The organism is Paenarthrobacter sp. FR1 (assembly GCF_051106045.1).
GTDB classification, from domain to species: Bacteria; Actinomycetota; Actinomycetes; order Actinomycetales; family Micrococcaceae; genus Arthrobacter; species Arthrobacter nitroguajacolicus_A.
In genome coordinates this window covers 959,928-976,982 of sequence record NZ_JBPFSF010000001.1, presented here as the reverse complement: position 1 = coordinate 976,982, position 17,055 = coordinate 959,928, and the positions used below count along the sequence as shown (strand labels likewise).

The 17,055-nt window shown below is 64.0% G+C and carries 18 protein-coding genes; 12 read left to right on the top strand and 6 right to left on the bottom strand.

Translation table 11 applies throughout. From position 1 onward, the window contains the following. The first annotated feature begins 384 nt into the window (after positions 1-384). Complete coding sequence (gene nth / locus ACR30Z_RS04525) at positions 385-1,179, top strand: endonuclease III (protein ID WP_144653023.1); 795 nt, start codon at positions 385-387, stop codon at positions 1,177-1,179. Further along, on the top strand, positions 1,176-1,853 hold the full coding sequence (locus ACR30Z_RS04520; RefSeq protein ID WP_144653022.1) for an NUDIX hydrolase: 678 nt from the start codon (positions 1,176-1,178) through the stop codon (positions 1,851-1,853). Before nth ends, ACR30Z_RS04520 begins: the two co-directional genes overlap by 4 nt. Positions 1,854-1,886: 33 nt before the next feature. Here the strand turns inward: ACR30Z_RS04520 and ACR30Z_RS04515 are convergent, their stop codons facing one another. Both ACR30Z_RS04515 and ACR30Z_RS04510 read right to left on the bottom strand, forming a co-directional pair. Then, positions 1,887-2,087: a YegP family protein gene (locus ACR30Z_RS04515; RefSeq protein ID WP_144653021.1), complete on the bottom strand. Its 201-nt coding sequence runs from the start codon at positions 2,085-2,087 to the stop codon at positions 1,887-1,889. Positions 2,088-2,264: 177 nt separating this feature from the next. Further along, positions 2,265-3,956, bottom strand: a complete 1,692-nt coding sequence (locus ACR30Z_RS04510) for a bifunctional 3'-5' exonuclease/DNA polymerase (protein WP_434371355.1) — start codon at positions 3,954-3,956, stop codon at positions 2,265-2,267. 275 nt (positions 3,957-4,231) lie between these two features. On the opposite strand from ACR30Z_RS04510, the gene ssd reads away from it, so the two are divergent. The 7 genes from ssd to ACR30Z_RS04475 all read left to right on the top strand — a co-directional run bounded on the left by ssd (position 4,232) and on the right by ACR30Z_RS04475 (position 9,286). Next, positions 4,232-5,278, top strand: a complete 1,047-nt coding sequence (gene ssd, locus ACR30Z_RS04505) for a septum site-determining protein Ssd (protein ID WP_434371354.1) — start codon at positions 4,232-4,234, stop codon at positions 5,276-5,278. Next, complete coding sequence (locus ACR30Z_RS04500; protein ID WP_434371353.1) at positions 5,275-6,537, top strand: TadA family conjugal transfer-associated ATPase; 1,263 nt, start codon at positions 5,275-5,277, stop codon at positions 6,535-6,537. Before ssd ends, ACR30Z_RS04500 begins: the two co-directional genes overlap by 4 nt. 80 nt (positions 6,538-6,617) lie before the next feature. Then, complete coding sequence (locus tag ACR30Z_RS04495; RefSeq protein WP_434371352.1) at positions 6,618-7,322, top strand: type II secretion system F family protein; 705 nt, start codon at positions 6,618-6,620, stop codon at positions 7,320-7,322. Further along, the gene (locus ACR30Z_RS04490) at positions 7,322-7,939 is read left to right on the top strand and encodes a type II secretion system F family protein (protein ID WP_434371351.1); all 618 of its coding nucleotides are present in this window, start codon (positions 7,322-7,324) and stop codon (positions 7,937-7,939) included. The genes ACR30Z_RS04495 and ACR30Z_RS04490 overlap by 1 nt, the downstream gene beginning before the upstream one ends. Positions 7,940-8,181: 242 nt before the next feature. Next, complete coding sequence (locus ACR30Z_RS04485; RefSeq protein ID WP_434371350.1) at positions 8,182-8,544, top strand: DUF4244 domain-containing protein; 363 nt, start codon at positions 8,182-8,184, stop codon at positions 8,542-8,544. Continuing rightward, on the top strand, positions 8,541-8,927 hold the full coding sequence (locus tag ACR30Z_RS04480) for a TadE family type IV pilus minor pilin (protein WP_434371349.1): 387 nt from the start codon (positions 8,541-8,543) through the stop codon (positions 8,925-8,927). The genes ACR30Z_RS04485 and ACR30Z_RS04480 overlap by 4 nt, the downstream gene beginning before the upstream one ends. After that, positions 8,924-9,286 (top strand): Rv3654c family TadE-like protein, encoded by a 363-nt coding sequence (locus tag ACR30Z_RS04475; RefSeq protein ID WP_434371348.1) that lies wholly within the window; start codon positions 8,924-8,926, stop codon positions 9,284-9,286. The genes ACR30Z_RS04480 and ACR30Z_RS04475 overlap by 4 nt, the downstream gene beginning before the upstream one ends. Positions 9,287-9,326: 40 nt before the next feature. Here ACR30Z_RS04475 and ACR30Z_RS04470 read toward each other — a convergent pair whose 3' ends face one another. Together ACR30Z_RS04470 and ACR30Z_RS04465 are read right to left on the bottom strand one after the other, a co-directional pair. Continuing rightward, the gene (locus tag ACR30Z_RS04470; RefSeq protein WP_434371389.1) at positions 9,327-11,642 is read right to left on the bottom strand and encodes a DEAD/DEAH box helicase; all 2,316 of its coding nucleotides are present in this window, start codon (positions 11,640-11,642) and stop codon (positions 9,327-9,329) included. 138 nt (positions 11,643-11,780) lie between these two features. After that, on the bottom strand, positions 11,781-12,476 hold the full coding sequence (locus ACR30Z_RS04465; protein WP_144653012.1) for a GNAT family N-acetyltransferase: 696 nt from the start codon (positions 12,474-12,476) through the stop codon (positions 11,781-11,783). A gap of 147 nt (positions 12,477-12,623) precedes the next feature. On the opposite strand from ACR30Z_RS04465, the gene ACR30Z_RS04460 reads away from it, so the two are divergent. Continuing rightward, positions 12,624-13,520: a rhodanese-related sulfurtransferase gene (locus tag ACR30Z_RS04460; RefSeq protein WP_434371347.1), complete on the top strand. Its 897-nt coding sequence runs from the start codon at positions 12,624-12,626 to the stop codon at positions 13,518-13,520. Positions 13,521-13,525: 5 nt separating this feature from the next. Here ACR30Z_RS04460 and ACR30Z_RS04455 read toward each other — a convergent pair whose 3' ends face one another. Together ACR30Z_RS04455 and ACR30Z_RS04450 are read right to left on the bottom strand one after the other, a co-directional pair. Further along, complete coding sequence (locus ACR30Z_RS04455) at positions 13,526-14,056, bottom strand: hypothetical protein (protein ID WP_434371346.1); 531 nt, start codon at positions 14,054-14,056, stop codon at positions 13,526-13,528. Positions 14,057-14,120: 64 nt separating this feature from the next. After that, a complete protein-coding gene (locus ACR30Z_RS04450; RefSeq protein WP_434371345.1) occupies positions 14,121-14,564 on the bottom strand; it encodes a hypothetical protein in 444 nt (147 codons plus the stop codon). Between the two features lie 94 nt (positions 14,565-14,658). Between ACR30Z_RS04450 and ACR30Z_RS04445 the strand changes: the two genes are divergently transcribed. Further along, the gene (locus tag ACR30Z_RS04445) at positions 14,659-16,308 is read left to right on the top strand and encodes a DUF7059 domain-containing protein (protein WP_434371344.1); all 1,650 of its coding nucleotides are present in this window, start codon (positions 14,659-14,661) and stop codon (positions 16,306-16,308) included. Beyond that, complete coding sequence (locus ACR30Z_RS04440) at positions 16,305-17,015, top strand: ArsR/SmtB family transcription factor (protein ID WP_434371343.1); 711 nt, start codon at positions 16,305-16,307, stop codon at positions 17,013-17,015. Before ACR30Z_RS04445 ends, ACR30Z_RS04440 begins: the two co-directional genes overlap by 4 nt. The last annotated feature ends 40 nt before the right edge of the window (positions 17,016-17,055 follow it).

Below are 17,055 nucleotides of genomic sequence, written 5' to 3'. Positions count from 1 at the left end.
GCAGCACGCCACGCAGGCTCCCGCAGCGCAACAGCCGGCAGCGCAACAGCCGACAGCGCAACAACCGTGGGCTGCCACCATGGCGACGCCGATTGTCTCGGGCGACACCCGCAAGGTGAGCGACACCATCGGTGCCACCGTGGACCCCGCAAGCCGTCCGGAGGAATCGGACTCGCCTGCCTATGAGGCCTTCTGGTTCGCCGTCGCCCAGCCGCGGACTGCGTACGACGAACACACGGGCCTCCCCTCCTTCACCATTGAACCCGGCGGTTGGGTGCTGGCACTCGAGGACCGCGGCCATGAATTCCTGGTCCAGGACACCGACGGCAAGGTTGGGGTTCTTCGGGAGCTCAGCAACATCGAACGCGGCTAGGCAGGGACACCGTGGCCATCGCTGAAGCTGGTTCGCTGCTCGCACTCAAACGACGGGCACGCAAGATCAACAGGGTTCTTGCCGACAAGTATCCGTATGCGCATGCGGAGCTCGACTTCAGGAATCCATTTGAACTGGTGGTGGCTACGGTCCTCTCGGCGCAGACAACCGACGTGGCGGTCAACCAAGTCACCAAGATCCTGTTTGCCCGCTATCCGGACGCAAAAGCGTTGGCTGAAGCAGACCCGGCGGAATTGGAGACGATCCTCCAACCCACAGGCTTCTTCAGGGCCAAAGCGCGCAATGTGTTGGCGCTCAGCACCCGGCTGGTGGACGAATTCGACGGCGAGGTCCCGGGACGGCTTGAAGATCTGGTCACGCTGCCCGGCGTCGGACGCAAGACCGCCAACGTGGTCCTGGGAAATGCCTTCGGTGTCCCTGGGATCACGGTGGACACCCACTTCGGACGATTGGCCCGCCGCTTTGGGTGGACGGCATCCGATGACCCGGTGAAAATCGAGTTCGACGTCGCTGAGCTCTTCGAGCCAAGGGACTGGACCATGCTTTCGCACCGTGTAGTGTTCCACGGACGCAGGATCTGCCACTCCAGGAAGCCCGCTTGTGGAGCTTGCCCGGTGGCCAGCCTGTGCCCGAGCTACGGCGATGGCGAGACGGATCCGGTCAAGGCGGCCAAGCTGTTGAAATACGAGCTCGCCCCGGGCAACGAGGCCTTGCTTGAGCAACTCCTGGCGGAGACGCACCGGGCCGCAGAGATCCGCATGGAATCGCAAAGGAGGCCCGGGTGACCGCGCTCGAGGAACTGTCCGCCTTGGTGAGCCGCTTTGAAGCAGGCCAGCAGCAGCACTCGGCCCTGTGGGAGCGGCTTCCAGTCAGCCCGGAAACCAACCGCCCGGCCGCAGTCCTGATGCTGTTCGGCGTGCTGGATAACGTTCCTGCCGAGTCGGGTCGACCCATCGCCCCCGCCGACCTCGACGTTCTCCTCCTTGAGCGGGCCCACACCCTGGACGATCATCCAGGGCAGGTGGCGTTCCCTGGTGGCAGCGTCGACCCCGAAGACGATTCAGTGGTGGCCGCGGCACTTCGTGAAGCGGTGGAAGAAACCGGCCTGGACGCGGAGGGTGTACGGGTGCTGGGAGTGATTCCGGAACTCGGACTTATCCGCAGCAATTTCCGTGTGACACCCGTGCTGGCGTGGTGGGATGCGCCGTCGCCTGTTCGGGTAGTGGACTATGCAGAGTCGGCGCAGGTCTTCAGGGTCCCGGTCCGCGACCTCCTTGATCCTGTCAACCGGGTCACCGCCACCATCACGCGCTTTGGGCGCACGTACACCAGCCCGGGCTTCACTGTTAACGGCGTGCTGGTCTGGGGCTTCACCGGCATGGTCCTGAGCGGTCTCTTCGACGAGCTGGGATGGACGGTCCCCTGGGATCAAGACAAATTGCGGGACATCGACCTCTAGGTGCCGCGCGGCCCGGCCCCCGGACGTTCCCTGTCAGGCGGCCTTACGGCCCGTCGCCGAACGGTCCACGATCAGTCCTGTGGCAGCGTTCTCCCGCACGGCGTTGATGCCGGCAATGACGCCTTCGAGGTGCGTGAACGTGGGTGATTCGGCCACGACAGTGCCATCGGCCGCGGTGAGGCGGAACCGGAACCCTTCGTCGTTGTCCTTGAGAATTTCAAACCTGCCAGCCATCGCTTCTTCCCCCTATGGATGCTTCCTTGCATACAGACATGGAACGGCGAACCGCGTCCACATAGTGAAAGTATCCAGAACCTCGGATCAACCACCAGTTACTGGGCGGTACCCGTCACAGGAGGTTCATTCCGGCTCATATGGCGAGATATGACTGGATAGTCGTCCGTGTTGGTGCTATTTCGCCTTGTCGTAGGAATCGACGACGGCCACGCTCACCGGAAACTCCACCGGTATCCTCCCGAACATCAGTTCCTTCGCGGCAGTCGCCGCCTCCTCGATGGCACGGATGCAGGCATCCACGGCGACGTCAGGCGCATGAACCATCACTTCGTCGTGCAGGAAGAAGACGAGTTCCCCGGACGGTGCGCCCTCGGCACGCAAGGCCCGCAGGCGCCGTCGTAATTCTGCCAACCAGCATGCTGCCCACTCAGCTGCCGAGCCCTGGACCACGAAGTTTCGGGTGAAGCGGCCCCGTGAGCGGGCCAGGTTGTCCGCCCGGCGCTGCTCCTCCGCGGTGGTGGATTGCTGGCCGCGCAACCAGCCAGCTGACGGAGGCGGGCTGCTTCGACCGAGGCGCGTAGTTACTGTTCGCCCGGCCTCGCCCTCGCGGGCTGCCTGCTCAACGAACCCCACGGCGCGCGGATAGGTACGCGTGAGCTGCGGCATGAGCCTGCCCGATTCGCCAGTGGTAGCGCCGTAGATGGCACCGAGCAGGGCAATCTTCGCCTTCGCCCGGTCGCCACCGAATCCCTGTGCCGCGATGCCTGCGTAGAGGTCCTTGTCCCGTGCGGCCTCGGCCATCTTGGTGTCTTGGGCCAATGCCACCAGGACCCGCGGTTCCAGTTGGGAGGCGTCGGCGACGATGAGCTTGTGGCCCGGGTTGGCATGGACCGCGGCCCGGATGTTGCGTGGAATCTGCAGGGCACCACCGCCCCTCGACGCCCACCTCCCGGACACCACGCCGCCCACGACGTACTCAGGGTGGAACCGCCCGTCCCTGACCCACGCATCCAGCCAGGCCCAGCCGTTGGCGGTGTGCAGCCGGGAGAGCTTCTTGTACGCCAGCAGTGGCTGGATGGCCGGGTGTTTGGATTCCTGGAGCTCCCATTGGCGGGTGCTCTTGACCTCGATCCCATTGCGGTGCAGGGCACGCATGAGGTCTTGGGGCGAGTCCGGGTTCAGGCTGGGGGAGTTGAGGATGCTCCTGAGTTCGGCGCACAGAACCTCAAGGGCCGGGGGCCTGTGCCCCAGGGGTGGCCGGGTACCCAAGACCTCGGCGAGGATCTGCTGATGCAGTTCCTCGCGCCACGGGACACCAGCATGCTGCATCTCAACGGCAATGATGGCGCACGCTGATTCAGCGGCCAGCAGCAATTGAAGGCGTTGTTTTTGCTGCTGGTCCGTGGCGACCTGTGAGACCGCGTGTTGCTGGGCCGCGAACTCCTCTTTGAGCTCAGCCAGCCCTGCTTTGGGATTCTTCGGCGCGATGTCCTCGAAGAGGGCACCTTGATCGGCCGGCGGCGGTGGGGGCTGAAGGGCACGGGGCGGTGATGCGTCATCGTCCTGGGTGAGCTTGACCGCGTGCCTGGCGTAGTCGGTGTGCGCCGTGAATTCAGAATGAGCCAGGATGGCTCCGCACAGTGCGAGGTCATGGCAGCGTTCCAGTTCGATGCCTTGCGCGAGCAGTTCGGGGTACCAGTCCTGGGCACGATGCCACACCCAGCGGGGCCGCTGGGCTTCGAATTCACGCACGACGCCGGCCAGCTCGCCCCGGGTGACAACGCGTGCGTCAGCCGTAGCTTTTCCGGTGGGGGAGATCCTCTGTATGGCTGCGCCTTCCGGGTGGGCGGCGAGCAGCAAGTACATGGTCTCCATTCTGCCTTGTGTGCTGGGGTGGCGTGGTTCGCTGGGGTGTGTGGTTCGCTGGGGTGGCGTGGTTCTCAAACCCGCCGCGGCCGGACAACTTGTCCTCCACACAGCTGGCTATCGACTGCTTGTCCACATAGCCCTCTTGCTTCCTTACGCGGGTCCACTGTTCGAACCATTCTGGGTGGATGGGCAAGCGAGATCGTCGAGACAGACAAAGTCGACACAGACAAACCAGCAGCGAAGCAGCCGAGGTGGGGACGGATGGATCATGGGTGCCGCACAATGCCGCGGAGATCCTTCTCGTCTCCGGCGACGCCTATTTTCAGGAGGAAGCCAAACGGATAGTCGCGGCCGCAGGGGGAACGTTGCGGACGGCCACGGACGTGACAGGGGCCTCCCCCGGATGGGACAGCGCGGACGTCGTTTTGGTGGGCAGCGATGTCCGCGAATTGCCGCCGAGGAGAAGGGTCCCCTCTGTGCTGCTGGGAAAAGCCACAGAAGGGGACGGCTTATGGCGGTTGGCGGCGACACTTGGAGCCGAGCGGGTCGCAGTCCTGCCCGAGGCTGCCGCATGGTTGGCGGAACACCTCAGCATGTCCGGCTCTCCCGACCTCGGGGGGACCGTTCTGGGAATCATCGGGGGTTCGGGCGGAGCAGGAGCCACCACCGCCTCAATTTGGCTCGCCCAGGCTGCGGCCGGCCACGGCATCAGCACCATGCTCATCGATGGTGATCCTTGGGGCGGCGGATTGGAACTGGCCGTTACGGCCGACGACGTCCCAGGCCTACGGTGGCCCGACTTCTCCGAGACACGGGGCAGCATTGATCCCACCCAATTCCGGGATTCCCTGCCCATGGCCGGGGGCTTCGCCTACCTGTCATGGCCCGGGACGCGGGAACCGGTTCATGTCCCTGATGCGGGCGCCCACGCCGCGGTCATGGATGCCGCACGCCGGAGCTTCGAACTCATCGTGGTCGACATTGGGCGCTGTGGTGAGGGACTGAGGACTTTCGCATGGGACTGCGACAGGATAGTGCTGCTCGCTACGCCCAACCTCAAATCCGCCGTGGCGGCAGCGCACCTCCTGAACGAACTCCCACCGGTAGACGCCGGGCTGCTGGTCCGTGGGGGCGGTGCTTCCTCCGTGGATGCTCCGTTCATCGCGGAGTCCCTCGGATTGCCGTTGTTGGGCATTATCCCGGAGTTACGGGGTGTGGCAGCTGGCACCGAGGCTGGCCGGTTGCTGGAACTCGGCCGCCGAAAGCCCGTGATCCGTTTTGCGGATGACGTGCTGGAGTTGAACGGAGCCTTCCAGTGAACAGATTTGCCGAAGGAGATCGGCGCCGGCAGGGCCGCCGGTTGGACTCCGTTCTCCTTGAGACTGTACGGGAGTCGGTGCTCGCGGGCAGCGGTCCTGTGACACCGTCCACAGTCGCAGCCGCCGTCCAAGCCAGCGGCCGGTTGCTGGGCACGGCCGGGGCGTTGGAGGCAGTGGAATCCATCAATGCCGAGTTGAATGGGCTGGGACCCCTGCAGCAACTGGCCCACGATCCCGCTGTGACTGACATCTTCGTCAACGGTCCGGATTCTGTCTGGTTGGATCGCGGGAACGGGTTGGAACGCTCGGCCGTTTACTTCGACTCTGAACAACACATCAGGTCGCTTGCTGGTCGGCTGGTTTCAGCCGGCGGCCGTCGATTGGACGACGGCTCTCCCTGCGTGGACGTCCGACTGAACGGTGGCTATCGCGTACACGCTGTCCTCGCACCGATATCCACCGCAGGCACTTTGCTGTCCATCCGCATCCGACGTGAAGCAGTGTTCACTCTGGCTGAGCTGAGGGAGAGCGCCATGTTTTCAGAGCCTGTCGAGGTGGTACTCCGGGCCATCATGGCGCGGAAGCTCAGTTTCCTGATCAGCGGGGCCACTGGTTCCGGCAAGACAACCCTGTTGTCCACCATGCTCGGCCTGAGCCACCCGAAGGAGCGGCTTGTCCTGATCGAGGACGCTGCCGAGCTCAACCCCGTCCACCCACACGTGGTGACTCTTGAATCGCGGCACGGGAATCTTGAGGGCGGAGGTGCGCTGGACCTCGGTGAATTGGTCCGCCAGGCTTTGCGTATGCGGCCGGACAGGCTCATCGTCGGTGAATGCCGTGGCGCTGAGGTCCGTGAACTGCTGACCGCACTCAACACGGGGCACACGGGTGGCGGCGGCACCATCCATGCCAATACGGCCGAAGCTGTGCCGGCACGATTGGTTGCTCTCGGGGCGCTCGCAGGGTTGAGCGCTGAGGCCGTGCGTTTGCAGGTCTCCAACGCTTTGGACGTAGTGATTCACGTCGACCGAACCCAGTCTGGACGGAGAATTGCATCCATCGGCGTACTGGCAGACGGCAACGAGGGCCAGAAGGTGGTGAATGCCCTCTGCTGGAGTCCGTCGGGGATGACCCGGGGTCCGGCGTGGCAGGACCTGGCCGCCAGGCTTTCCTTGGCCTCACCCCCGGCGGCAGGGCCGGCCCCGCAGCACAGGCTGCCGGACTTTGGTCCGTCAGCAGGCACGGGACAAGAACCTTGATCATCGGTCTGGTCCTTGTTACTGCTCTTGCGGCCTGGTTGCACCTCCGGGGCCTCCGCGCTGACGGCCCGCGGGTTCGGATGAGCTTGGGTAATGCGCCCGTCGATGGGGGCGAGGTTGCCCATCGCCGTCCGCTGCTTGCTCTCTCGCGGCGGCAGCGGACTGAGCCTTTGTCCTTGGTGGTGTTGGTGCAGCAAATCGCGGCGCTGTTGCGGGGTGGAAGGGGATCTTCCAGGCTCTGGGAGGAGCTGTGGCTTGTCCACGGCTTCCAGGCGACCATGGACGGCGGCCCGCGCGTAGCGGCGGAAAGCCCGGCCCGGCTCTCCGAAGAATCCCTGAAGGTCCTCGCCGCGGTACGGGCAGCGCCGGCAGTAGGAGGCTCACCGGCTCAAGCGATCCGTGGGGCGGCGGGAAAAGTGTTTCGCCGTCGTGGCAGTTCGGAGCGTCGTGTGTGGATGGAGATGGCCGCCTGCCTGGAGGTGGCCGAAACCAGCGGGTGTCCCCTTGCCGATCTCCTCGCTCGATTCGCAGCCCAGCTGGAAGCCGAAGAGGACGCTGAAGCCGCACGGCAGACGGCGCTCGCAGGGCCCAAGGCAACCGTTCGGCTGTTGTCGTGGCTGCCGGTGTTCGGGTTGGTGCTGGGGATGGCCCTGGGGGTTGATCCGTTGGGAATCCTCCTGGACAACATCTGGGGTGTTGCCACTCTTGGTGCCGGGCTCCTGCTGACGGTGGCCGGACGGGTTTGGTCATCACGCCTGGTGGTGTCCGCTTCCGGAGGTGTCTGATGGCTGGAGTCTGGATCCTCACAATGATGGCCGTCCTGGCATTGGCTGCATTCGTTGGTTTCGCCTTGCCGGCGCGGGTGAGGTCCAGGTTTGGTGGAGGCAGCGGGGATGACACCGCGCCGGACTACTCTTCGCGACGGCCCGGCGTCGCAGTGGAGGTCAGGGAACCGTTGCACCTTCCCGACGGTCTTCGCGATACAGCGATGATGCTGGAGCTGATGGCGTCAATGCTTGATGCCGGGGCTGGAATAGGCCGGGCGTTGGAACTCATTGCCCGGTGCGCCGCGCCTCCAATCAGCCAGTCGCTGAGGCCCGTGGTGGCCGCGCTGGCGATTGGCGTCGACTGGGAAACCGCTTGGCGGGCGCCCACCAAACACGCCACCGAAGTCGTGCGGTTGAAGGATGCACTGGCTTTCGCTGCCCTGACAGGGGCCCCTTCGGCGGCCATTCTGTACGCGCAGGCCGCCAGGGAGAGGCGCGAGCAATTTCGCGCCGCGGAGAAGCGGGCGGCTGCCTTGGGCGTGAAACTTGTGGTTCCTCTGGGCTTGTGCTCCTTGCCGGCCTTCATCTGCCTTGGCATCGTCCCCGTACTGATTGCGATGCTTCCCTCCGGTTGAGCTGTGACAGCTGACCACTTTCCCTCCACATCCGGAGCGCACAGTGGTTTATCCACTTGACGTGATCCCTCACTTTCGGGGCTCTTTGCGGCACGGAAGAGTCGAACCAGCCGGCGAAAGCGCTGGCATATATGAAAGGAACTCCACCCGTGAAAACACTGTCCACTACACTTCCCGACCCTCTCAGTGATGTGCCCCAGGACCGGCCGGCTGAAGTCCCTGAGGCTTCCTCCGGGATACCGATGACAACCCAGCAATACGAACTCTCCGAGTACCAGTTGGAACAAAACGATCTCGAGCAATTCGATCTTGGGGACGAACCCGGGCAGTACGAACTTGGGCAGTATGAACCGGGGCAGTACGAACCCGGCTTAGAGGACCTTGAGGAGTTCGAGGACGGGCGACTTCAGGACGATGGCTTCTGGACAAGGGCAAGCGCCAGGACCAAGCTGATGGGCTCCGAACTGGGCATGGCCACGGCCGAGTACGCTATCGCCACCCTTGCCGCGGTAGGCCTCGCGGGCTTGCTGGTGGTCATCCTTCGCAGCGAGGAAGTCCGGGGTTTCCTGCTCAACCTGATCCGCACGGCACTGTCCTTGCCATGACGTACGTGCTGCCTGCCCGCTGGAGAGCCTCCCATGGCGGTAAGGAACGGGGTGCGGTCACCGCTGAGTTCGCCGTCGCTTTGCCAGCTTTGATTCTACTTTTGGCATTCCTGCTGGCAGGCGGCGCTGCGGGCATCACCCAGCTGCGGTTGGAAGAAGCGGCCAGGGCCGGAGCACGTGCTTCTGCCAGGGGCGAGGCACCCGCTTCGGTGGACGGGATCGTCAAACGCCTTGCCGGAGAGGGAGCGAGTTCAACCCAGACCCACGACGGCGAATGGCTCACTGTGACGGCTTCGTCACCTGTCGGGGGAGCACTGGGGCACCTTATCCCGTGGAAGCTGACAGCATTTGCGTCTGCCAGGGGAGAGGCCGGTACGCCGTGAACGATGTGCTGCCGGCTTCCCCTCCCGACCGCGGGTCCGGGACGGTTCTGGCGCTGACATTGGGCGCCGTCGTGATGGCGTTGCTGGTTGTGGTGGTTCTCCTCGCGCAGGCCGCGGCCATGGGGACCCGTGCTGCCACCGCCGCAGATCTCGCAGCACTGGCCGGGGCCGATGCCGCTCGGGGCCTCACTCCCGGAGACCCGTGTGCCGTGGCCGCGGACGTAGCGGGACGCCACCAGGCGAAACTCTCTTCCTGCACCGTAGTCGGCGGGGAGGAGGTGGAAGTTGCGACGGAACTGGCACACCCTTTCCAGTGGGGTGTTGCCAGCGGCAAGGCGCGTGCGGGGCCGCCTCCGTAAGCCGCCGTAGCCGCGGCTGCTCGCTTCGGCACAGCGTCGGTTAGACCGCGTCCTTCAGCAATACGCCAAGGAGAGTGATGGCGGCTGCCTTGTCCAACGGGTTGTTCTTGTTGCCGCATTTGGGGGACTGAACGCAGGACGGGCAGCCGGCGTCGCATTCGCAGGCTTTGATGGCCTCACGTGTGGCCGTCAACCATATCTTGGCCTTCTCGAAACCCCGTTCAGCGAATCCGGCGCCGCCAGGGTGGCCATCGTAGACAAAGATCGTGGGCACCCCGGTGTCAGCATGCAGAGCGGTCGACACGCCGCCGATGTCCCAGCGGTCGCTGGATGCCACCAAGGGGAGGAGGCCGATGGCGGCATGTTCAGCGGCATGCAGCGCACCAGGAAACTGGGCTTCCACCAGCCCGGCCCCATGCAGTGAACGGTTGTCCACCACGAACCAAACGGCCTTGGTAAAGAGGTCGCGGGCACCGAGTTCCAGCGGTTCCTCACCGAGGATCTCATTCGAAATCAAGGCTTTTCTCTGGAAGGAGACTACTTGGGTGGTCACTTTGACGTCGCCGAAATGCACGGTGATGTCACCCCATTGGACCGAGCGCGACGTTTCCAATACTTCGATCTGGGTCACGTCCCGTGCCGTGGTGTAGAAGTCGGGGTTCACTCGCCTGACCATCACGCAATGGTCCGCTTCGTTCAGGTCCTCCACCAGGTAGCTCTCGCCTTGATGGACGTAGATGGCACCCGTGTGTGCTTGATAGTGCGTCTGTGGCGAGTCCATGGTTCCCAGGAGGGACCCTGTCTCGGCGTCGACTATGCTCACCGGACCACCACCATCTGCCCGGAGGTTCACCATCCCGGCAGCGCTCTCGGGATGGGTCCAGAACCACCCCGCGGGCCGCTTGCGCAGATATCCCTGGACCACCAAGCGGTCCAGGAGGCCCTCGGCGGTGGGACCGAAGAGTTCCAGCTCCGCCGGTCCGATAGGCAACTCGGCCGCGGCCGCGCAAAGGTGCGGCCCCAGGACGTAGGGATTGCCCGGATCGAAGACGGTGGCTTCCACGGACACGTCGAAGATCGCTTCCGGATGGTTCACCAGATAGGTGTCCAAGGGGTCGTCGCTGGCCACGAAGGCAGCGATGGCGTCTTGGCCTGCCCGCCCTGCCCGGCCGATCTGCTGGAAGAGCGACGCGCGGGTACCCGGCCAGCCAGCCACCAGCACGGCATCAAGCCCCGAGATATCGATGCCCAATTCAAGGGCAGAGGTGCTGGAGACCCCCAGCAGCTGACCGGACCTCAAAGCTTGCTCCAGGGCGCGCCGTTCTTCCGGCAGATAGCCGGATCGATAGGCCGCCACTCGGCCCGGAAGGCTGGGGTCAACCTCGTCCAGCAGTCTTTTGGTGATGGACGCAATGGACTCCGCCCCTCGTCGGGACTTGATGAAGGCGATGGTCCTGACGCGGGACGAAACAAGGTTGGCCAGGATGTCCGCGGTTTCGGCCACGGCTGTCCTGCGCTGTTTGGCTCCATTTTCACCCTTGACGTCAGTCAGCGCGGGCTCCCAGAAAGCCACGGTGGTGGAGCCGTGTGGAGAACAGTCTTCGGAAACCTCCCGGACGGGGGCCCCGATCAGCCTCCCGAAGGAAACTCCGGGGTCGGATGCCGTGGCGGAAGCAGCAATGAATATCGGCTCAGGGAAGGACGTCCCTGCGCCGTAGTAGGCGCAGATCCGGCGCAGCCGGCGCATCAGGTTGGCCACATGCGAGCCAAACACGCCGCGGTAACTGTGGGCCTCGTCCACGATCACGTACCGCAGCCTCCGGAAGAACCTCGCCCACCACGTGTGGTTGGGAAGGATGCCGAAGTGCAGCATGTCCGGGTTGGCCAGGATGAAATTGGCGTGGTCACGGATCCAACGGCGCGACGAAACGTCGGTGTCGCCGTCGTAAGTTTCCGCCCGCACGGTTGGCAACTTCAGCGAGCGGATGGCTGCGAGCTGGTCCGCTGCCAGGGCTTTCGTAGGGGACAGGTACAGGGTGACCGCGCCGTCGTCGTGGATTTTCCCGGGATCGGACAGGACCCGCAGCTCCGAGCGGTGGATCGCGTCCAAGGCGGGGAGCTGGTAGGCGAGCGATTTGCCGGAAGCGGTTCCGGTAGCGATGACTACGTGCTGGCCGGAATGGGCGAGCTCCGCGGCCTGGATCTGGTGTCTATAGGGTTCGTGGATGCCCAGCGATCCGTAGGCCGCCACGACGTCCGGGTGCACCCAGCCAGGCCACGGTTCGTTGACGGCTTTTCGGGCAGGGATCGTGTGGACATGGCGCAGCTGCTCCGGGTCCGGAGTCCGGCCCAGCATGGAGATCAGCGAATTTGGTACAGCCACCGAATCATTCTGTCACTGTGCGGGCACGCAAACGGCGGCGCCCGTGGGCACCGCCGCAAACGGCGGCGCCCGTGGGCACCGCCGTCGAACATGGCCGCGGAGCGGCGCTTCTCAGGCCCCCGAGAGATCTGATCCTTCCGCGCCGCTGACCGACATCATGAGCACGTGGCAGACCACGTCCCAGCCAAGATGGGAGTAGAGCTTCTGGCCGTCCAAGGATGCCAGGAGAAGCCCGTTTTCGACGTCGTGCGAGAAAGCCTGGGCAGCGAGGGCCTTCATGATGAAGCTGCCCAAGCCGCGCCGTTGGAACTGTGGTTCAGTGACGATCTTGTCGAAGACCGCGGTGCCGTCCACCACGAACACCCGGCCGCTGGCGGCAACTTGTTCACCGGAGTGGACCACGGCGTGATGGACTCCGTTCGCTTCCGAGGTGGCAAGTTCGAGATCGTCGTCCGGGAGCCATGGATCTTCGGCGTCCTGGGTTTCCATGTCCACGATCATCATGGTTTGCGAAGCCGATGTCACCGTGAGCCCGTGCTGTTCAGCCAGGTACTTGTACCGTTGGACGTCGTTGGTGAGGACCGTCAGGATCCGGGTGGGGGCTTCTGCGGTCTTGGCCGCCAAGGCGGTGAACTCTTCGTCCGAGGGGTCATGGGCGAAATACTCCCAATCACCGGTCTTGTCGGCGCGAAGAGCGGCAGGGAAGCGTCCTTCTTGGCGTGACTGATAGCCGCGGCAACCGGACCAACCGGCTACCCAGACTTCCAAGAGGTGCGCAATGTCTTCAACCAAGGCATCTGGACTCATGTAGAGAGACTATGCCAGCACCCGGTGAAGCAACAGAGCGTAGTCAGCCGAAGGATCGTTGCTTATGGAATTGTGACTTCTTCACTCGCGAGGGCATCCGGCGCCCCCGGCAGAGGTGGATTTTACTGCACCCAGTACCCTTGAATAGTGGCTTTGAACCGAATTGTGCTCTTCTATGGCTTTACCCCGATCGCCGACCCCGACGCCGTGCGTCTGTGGCAGCGCGCCCTGTGCGAAAAGTTGGGACTCACCGGCCGGATCCTTATCTCGAAGGATGGCATCAACGCCACTGTGGGTGGCGAGCTGAACAACATGAAGCAGTATGTGAAGACGACGCGCGAATATCGGGGTTTCCACGGCATCGACTTCAAATGGTCCGAAGGCAGCGCCGCGGACTTCCCGCGCCTCAGCGTCAAGGTCCGCGATGAAATCGTGTCGTTCGGGGCTCCCGGTGAGTTGAAGGTGGACGACAACGGCGTTGTCGGGGGCGGCAAGCACCTGCAACCCGAGGAACTCCACGCCCTGGTGGACGCCAAGAAGTCCAGTGGCGAAGATGTGGTGTTCTTCGACGGCCGCAACGCGTTCGAGGCCCAGATTGGCAAGTTCAAGGACGCGATCGTTCCGGATGTGGACACCACCCACGACTTCATCAAGGAACTCGATTCGGGGAAGTACGACGACCTCAAGGACAAACCGGTCGTCACCTACTGCACGGGGGGCATCCGCTGCGAAGTGCTGTCCAGCTTGATGGTCAACAGAGGCTTCAAAGAGGTTTACCAACTGGACGGCGGGATCGTTCGCTACGGCGAAACGTTCAAGGACAAGGGCCTTTGGGAGGGCTCCCTCTATGTGTTCGACAAGCGCATGCACGTGGAGTTCAGCGAGGACGCGAAGACCATCGGAGAATGCGTCCGTTGCGCGGCGCCCACCAATAAATTCGAGAACTGCTCCAATCTCAGCTGCCGCACGTTGACCCTTTACTGTGCGGAGTGCGCTTCCAGCCCTGAGACGCTGCGATGCCCCGGAGGCTGCGAAGCCGCCTAGGGGCTTCAGAGCCTGCTCACCCTGTAAGCGAAGTTGGCGTCCGACCTGGACCCGACGGTGATGGACAGCACGGCGTCTGTCTCCAGTTGCACCACGCTCACCCGCGCGTTGGCGCACCCCAGCGTCAAGTCCACGAGCTCTGCCTCGCCCACTTTGACGGCGAACATCACCCTGCGTGTCCCACGGCACGCCAACGTCACCGCATAGGTCCCACCGGGCAACTGGACGGTTTGCTCAGACTTGGACTCGCCAGGGTTAAGGTAGCCACTGCTGGAGTAGAACGACTGCCCTTGCGATTCGGGCAACGCCGATTTTGCCCACTCGTCCAGGGCATCGCCGGTGACTGTCTGCTCCAGCGCAGGGTCGGGCGGAAGAACCACATTGCCCGCTGTTGACGTGGGGCTGGCCTCCGGCCTGCCGTCGTCGTCGTAGGTGTATTCGCACGCCGTCATGCTGCCGCACATCACAATGAGAAGTCCGACGGCGGCCCTCGCCAGCCGCTGCGACCTTGCCGAGCGAGCTGCCTTGCTGCCCATGCACTGACTTTACGCCCGTGCAGCCGATGGCTGAAGGGATTTCCGGGGAGGCGGTGGTGACGTTCTAGCTCGCTGTTGGTACGAGGTGATAGGCGAAGATCAATGGGGCATCGACGCTGCTGGTGGAGATACTGAGGGGACCGCTGCCCTGTACCTTGATCTTCACCACATCGAGGCTGCCGTTGCACGCTGCGGCTGCGTCGGCCACCTTGTTGCCGTCCGAAGACACTGCGAAGTACGCCTTGCCGCCTCCGTCGCACGCCATGGTGAGTGTGTAGTTCCCGGCAGGCACGCTGGACGCTTCCTTGGTCAGCGGGTCCCGGTTGAGGATCTTGCCGGAGTCTTCCAGAACCGGGCCTGTGGCCGCCGGGAGGACCTTTTCCTTCCACGCGGGGACGTCCGCGTCCGCGATGTTGGCCTGCGGCTGGCAGGCGCAGACTCCCAGCAGTGTCGCCGCAGTGATGGCAACAAGGCCCGCTCGGCGCCTTGTGGTGGAGAAGTTGAGCATGATTCCAACGCTACCGGTTTCCGGGGCGGGTCTTTGTCCACATACCGCAGACCAAAGGATCCACGGGCCCCTGTGCCGCCCCTACACTTGCAAGGTGACTGACACACCTTCTTTGTTTACCGCCGGCAATATTGACGATGCCCCCCGCAGCGACCATCCCCAGCTGCTCTTGGCGCTCGCCGCGGACCTTCGTGCCGTCTCCTACACGGTGGACGGTGTGGCGGAACATCTGGGAGAGGCCGCCTCGGAGGCACTCGGCAGGGACCAACTCGTTCCGGCACTCCTTGCCAGTGAGCGGCTGGCAGATTCCAAGGACACAGCCATGAGGTCGCTGGCAGCGGTTGTCCGCCTCTGGCTGCTCGCGGTCCCACAGTCCGTCATCGACATGGACGCGGCCCTTCCCGGCATACGAACGCAAGGGCTTGCGGAACTGGGCTTGGTCACAGTGGACTCGGGAGTCGTCCGGGCCAAGGTTGACCTGCGCCCTTATGGTTGGGACGCCAACACGGATGGCACCGGCGGGGCGGAACTCTGGGTTGCCAGCGACCTCGCAGCCCACCAGCAGCCGGGAGTCCTGCGGCATGATCACGTCCTGGGAATTGGGCGGGCATCCACCACGTTGGTCCAAACCACGTTCCGGCAGCACACCGAGCGTGCCCTGGACTTGGGAACGGGATGCGGCATCCAGACATTCCATCTCTTGCACCACTGCGAGCATGTGACGGCCACGGACATTTCCGCTCGGGCCCTCGCCTTCACCCGCTTCAACCTGCTGCTGAACGCAGCAGAGCTGGGGCTGGACCCCCATGATTTGGAGAAGCGGGTGAGCCTCCGGCTGGGCTCGCTCCTGGAACCAGTTGCGGGCGAAAAGTTCGGTCTGGTCGTGTCCAATCCGCCTTTCGTGATCACGCCGCGCACAGGAGGTGAATCGTCATCCGAGCAATTCACCTACCGCGACGGTGGACTTCCCGGCGACGAGATCGTCTCTTCCCTCATCCAGTCCCTCGCCGGGGTCCTCGCGCCGGGTGGCACGGCCCAGATGCTGGGCAATTGGGAGATTGCGTCGGGAACGGCCTGGAAGGACCGGCCCACAGCATGGCTCCAGGGCTCTGGCCTGGACATCTGGTTCATCCAACGGGAACAGGTGGGACCTGAGCAGTACGCGGAGACCTGGCTGCAGGACGCCTCGCAGAACCGTGAAGGTGAGCAATATAAGGAGTCGTACGCCGCTTACCTGCGTGATTTCGCGTCGAGAAACGTGGATGGTATTGGCTTCGGCATGGTCTGGCTGCGCCGCCCGGAATCCGGGCACTCGGCCGTGATCAACCGTTTCGAGGAAATCACCTACCCCATCGAGCAGCCCATCGGCCCGCACTTGGGCGCCGCCGTGGAACGAGCCGATTGGTTGGCGGCCCATCCAATACAGGGTGCGCATCTGGTGGTGGCGGAGGACGTCACTGAGGAACGGCACCAGCGCCCAGGGGCAGTCCATCCCGGAGTCATCCTCCTGCGGCAGGGCGCTGGTCTTCGTCGAACCAACCTGCTGAGCACAGAGCTCGCCGGCTTCGTCTCGGCCTGCGATGGCGAGTTGTCCGTTCAGCAGATCGTCTCGGCACTGGTGGCACTCCTGGGCGGTGGCGAAGATTTCGATGAAGCTGCCTTCCGTGAGGGGCTGTTCCGCGATGTCACCAACCTGGTCCTGGAGGGGTTCCTGCTCCCGGACCCGGCGCAGGTCAGCGCATGATCCGGGATGCGGCGCCGCGCTCATCAAACACCGGACCTCCGGGAAGTGACCCTGACTACACTGATGAAGTGACTGCGAACAATGAAACATCCCAGGCGTCAGGCGACGTTCCTCGGCGGAAGCGTGCCGAGAAGACCGTTGAGATCACTGATCCCAAGGCTATCCGGGCATTAGCGCACGCTGCCCGGATCGAGGTCATCTCCGAGCTCTACGCCACGCAGGTCAGCCACACAGCCACGGAACTCGCTGCCAGGACCGGTCTCACGCCCAGTGCCATGAGCTACCACCTTCGGGCCCTCCAAAAGTGGGGGATCGTGGCTCCGGCCGAGAACGCCGGCGATGCCCGGGAGCGTCGCTGGAAAGCTGCCGGAACGGACTTCACCATCTCGGGAGGCAGCGTTGCCAGTCCCGAGATAGCCGTGGTGGATCTGGAGCTGGATGCCTTCCGGCGCCGGGCTTCCGCTTTCGCCAAGGCCCGCGGGGAACGCCGTCAACGGGGGGAGACCGGGGAAGAACCGGCAGCGGTTGTCCTCTCCAGCAACTTGCTGTACCTGACCAACCCACAGCGCAGGGAACTTTTGGACAGAATCCGTGAGGTAGTACGGGAGTACGAACTTGAGGATCCCACTCAGATACCCGAAGGGGCCGAACGTGTGGCAACCTTGTGGTCAATGATCCCGGATGACCGCGTAGCACCCGGTCAGTAACTGCCCCGCCGGGCCGTCGAATGTCCGTCCTGGTTTCCGC

Coding starts and splice junctions, on each gene's coding strand:
- ACR30Z_RS04515 (WP_144653021.1), bottom strand. CDS start 2,087: ATGGCTGGCAGGTTTGAAATTCTCAAGGACAACGACGAAGGGTTCCGG.
- ACR30Z_RS04510 (WP_434371355.1), bottom strand. CDS start 3,956: ATGTACTTGCTGCTCGCCGCCCACCCGGAAGGCGCAGCCATACAGAGG.
- ACR30Z_RS04495 (WP_434371352.1), top strand. CDS start 6,618: ATGAGCTTGGGTAATGCGCCCGTCGATGGGGGCGAGGTTGCCCATCGC.
- ACR30Z_RS04490 (WP_434371351.1), top strand. CDS start 7,322: ATGGCTGGAGTCTGGATCCTCACAATGATGGCCGTCCTGGCATTGGCT.
- ACR30Z_RS04485 (WP_434371350.1), top strand. CDS start 8,182: ATGACAACCCAGCAATACGAACTCTCCGAGTACCAGTTGGAACAAAAC.
- ACR30Z_RS04480 (WP_434371349.1), top strand. CDS start 8,541: ATGACGTACGTGCTGCCTGCCCGCTGGAGAGCCTCCCATGGCGGTAAG.
- ACR30Z_RS04470 (WP_434371389.1), bottom strand. CDS start 11,642: ATGCTGGGCCGGACTCCGGACCCGGAGCAGCTGCGCCATGTCCACACG.
- ACR30Z_RS04465 (WP_144653012.1), bottom strand. CDS start 12,476: ATGAGTCCAGATGCCTTGGTTGAAGACATTGCGCACCTCTTGGAAGTC.
- ACR30Z_RS04455 (WP_434371346.1), bottom strand. CDS start 14,056: ATGGGCAGCAAGGCAGCTCGCTCGGCAAGGTCGCAGCGGCTGGCGAGG.
- ACR30Z_RS04450 (WP_434371345.1), bottom strand. CDS start 14,564: ATGCTCAACTTCTCCACCACAAGGCGCCGAGCGGGCCTTGTTGCCATC.
- ACR30Z_RS04440 (WP_434371343.1), top strand. CDS start 16,305: ATGATCCGGGATGCGGCGCCGCGCTCATCAAACACCGGACCTCCGGGA.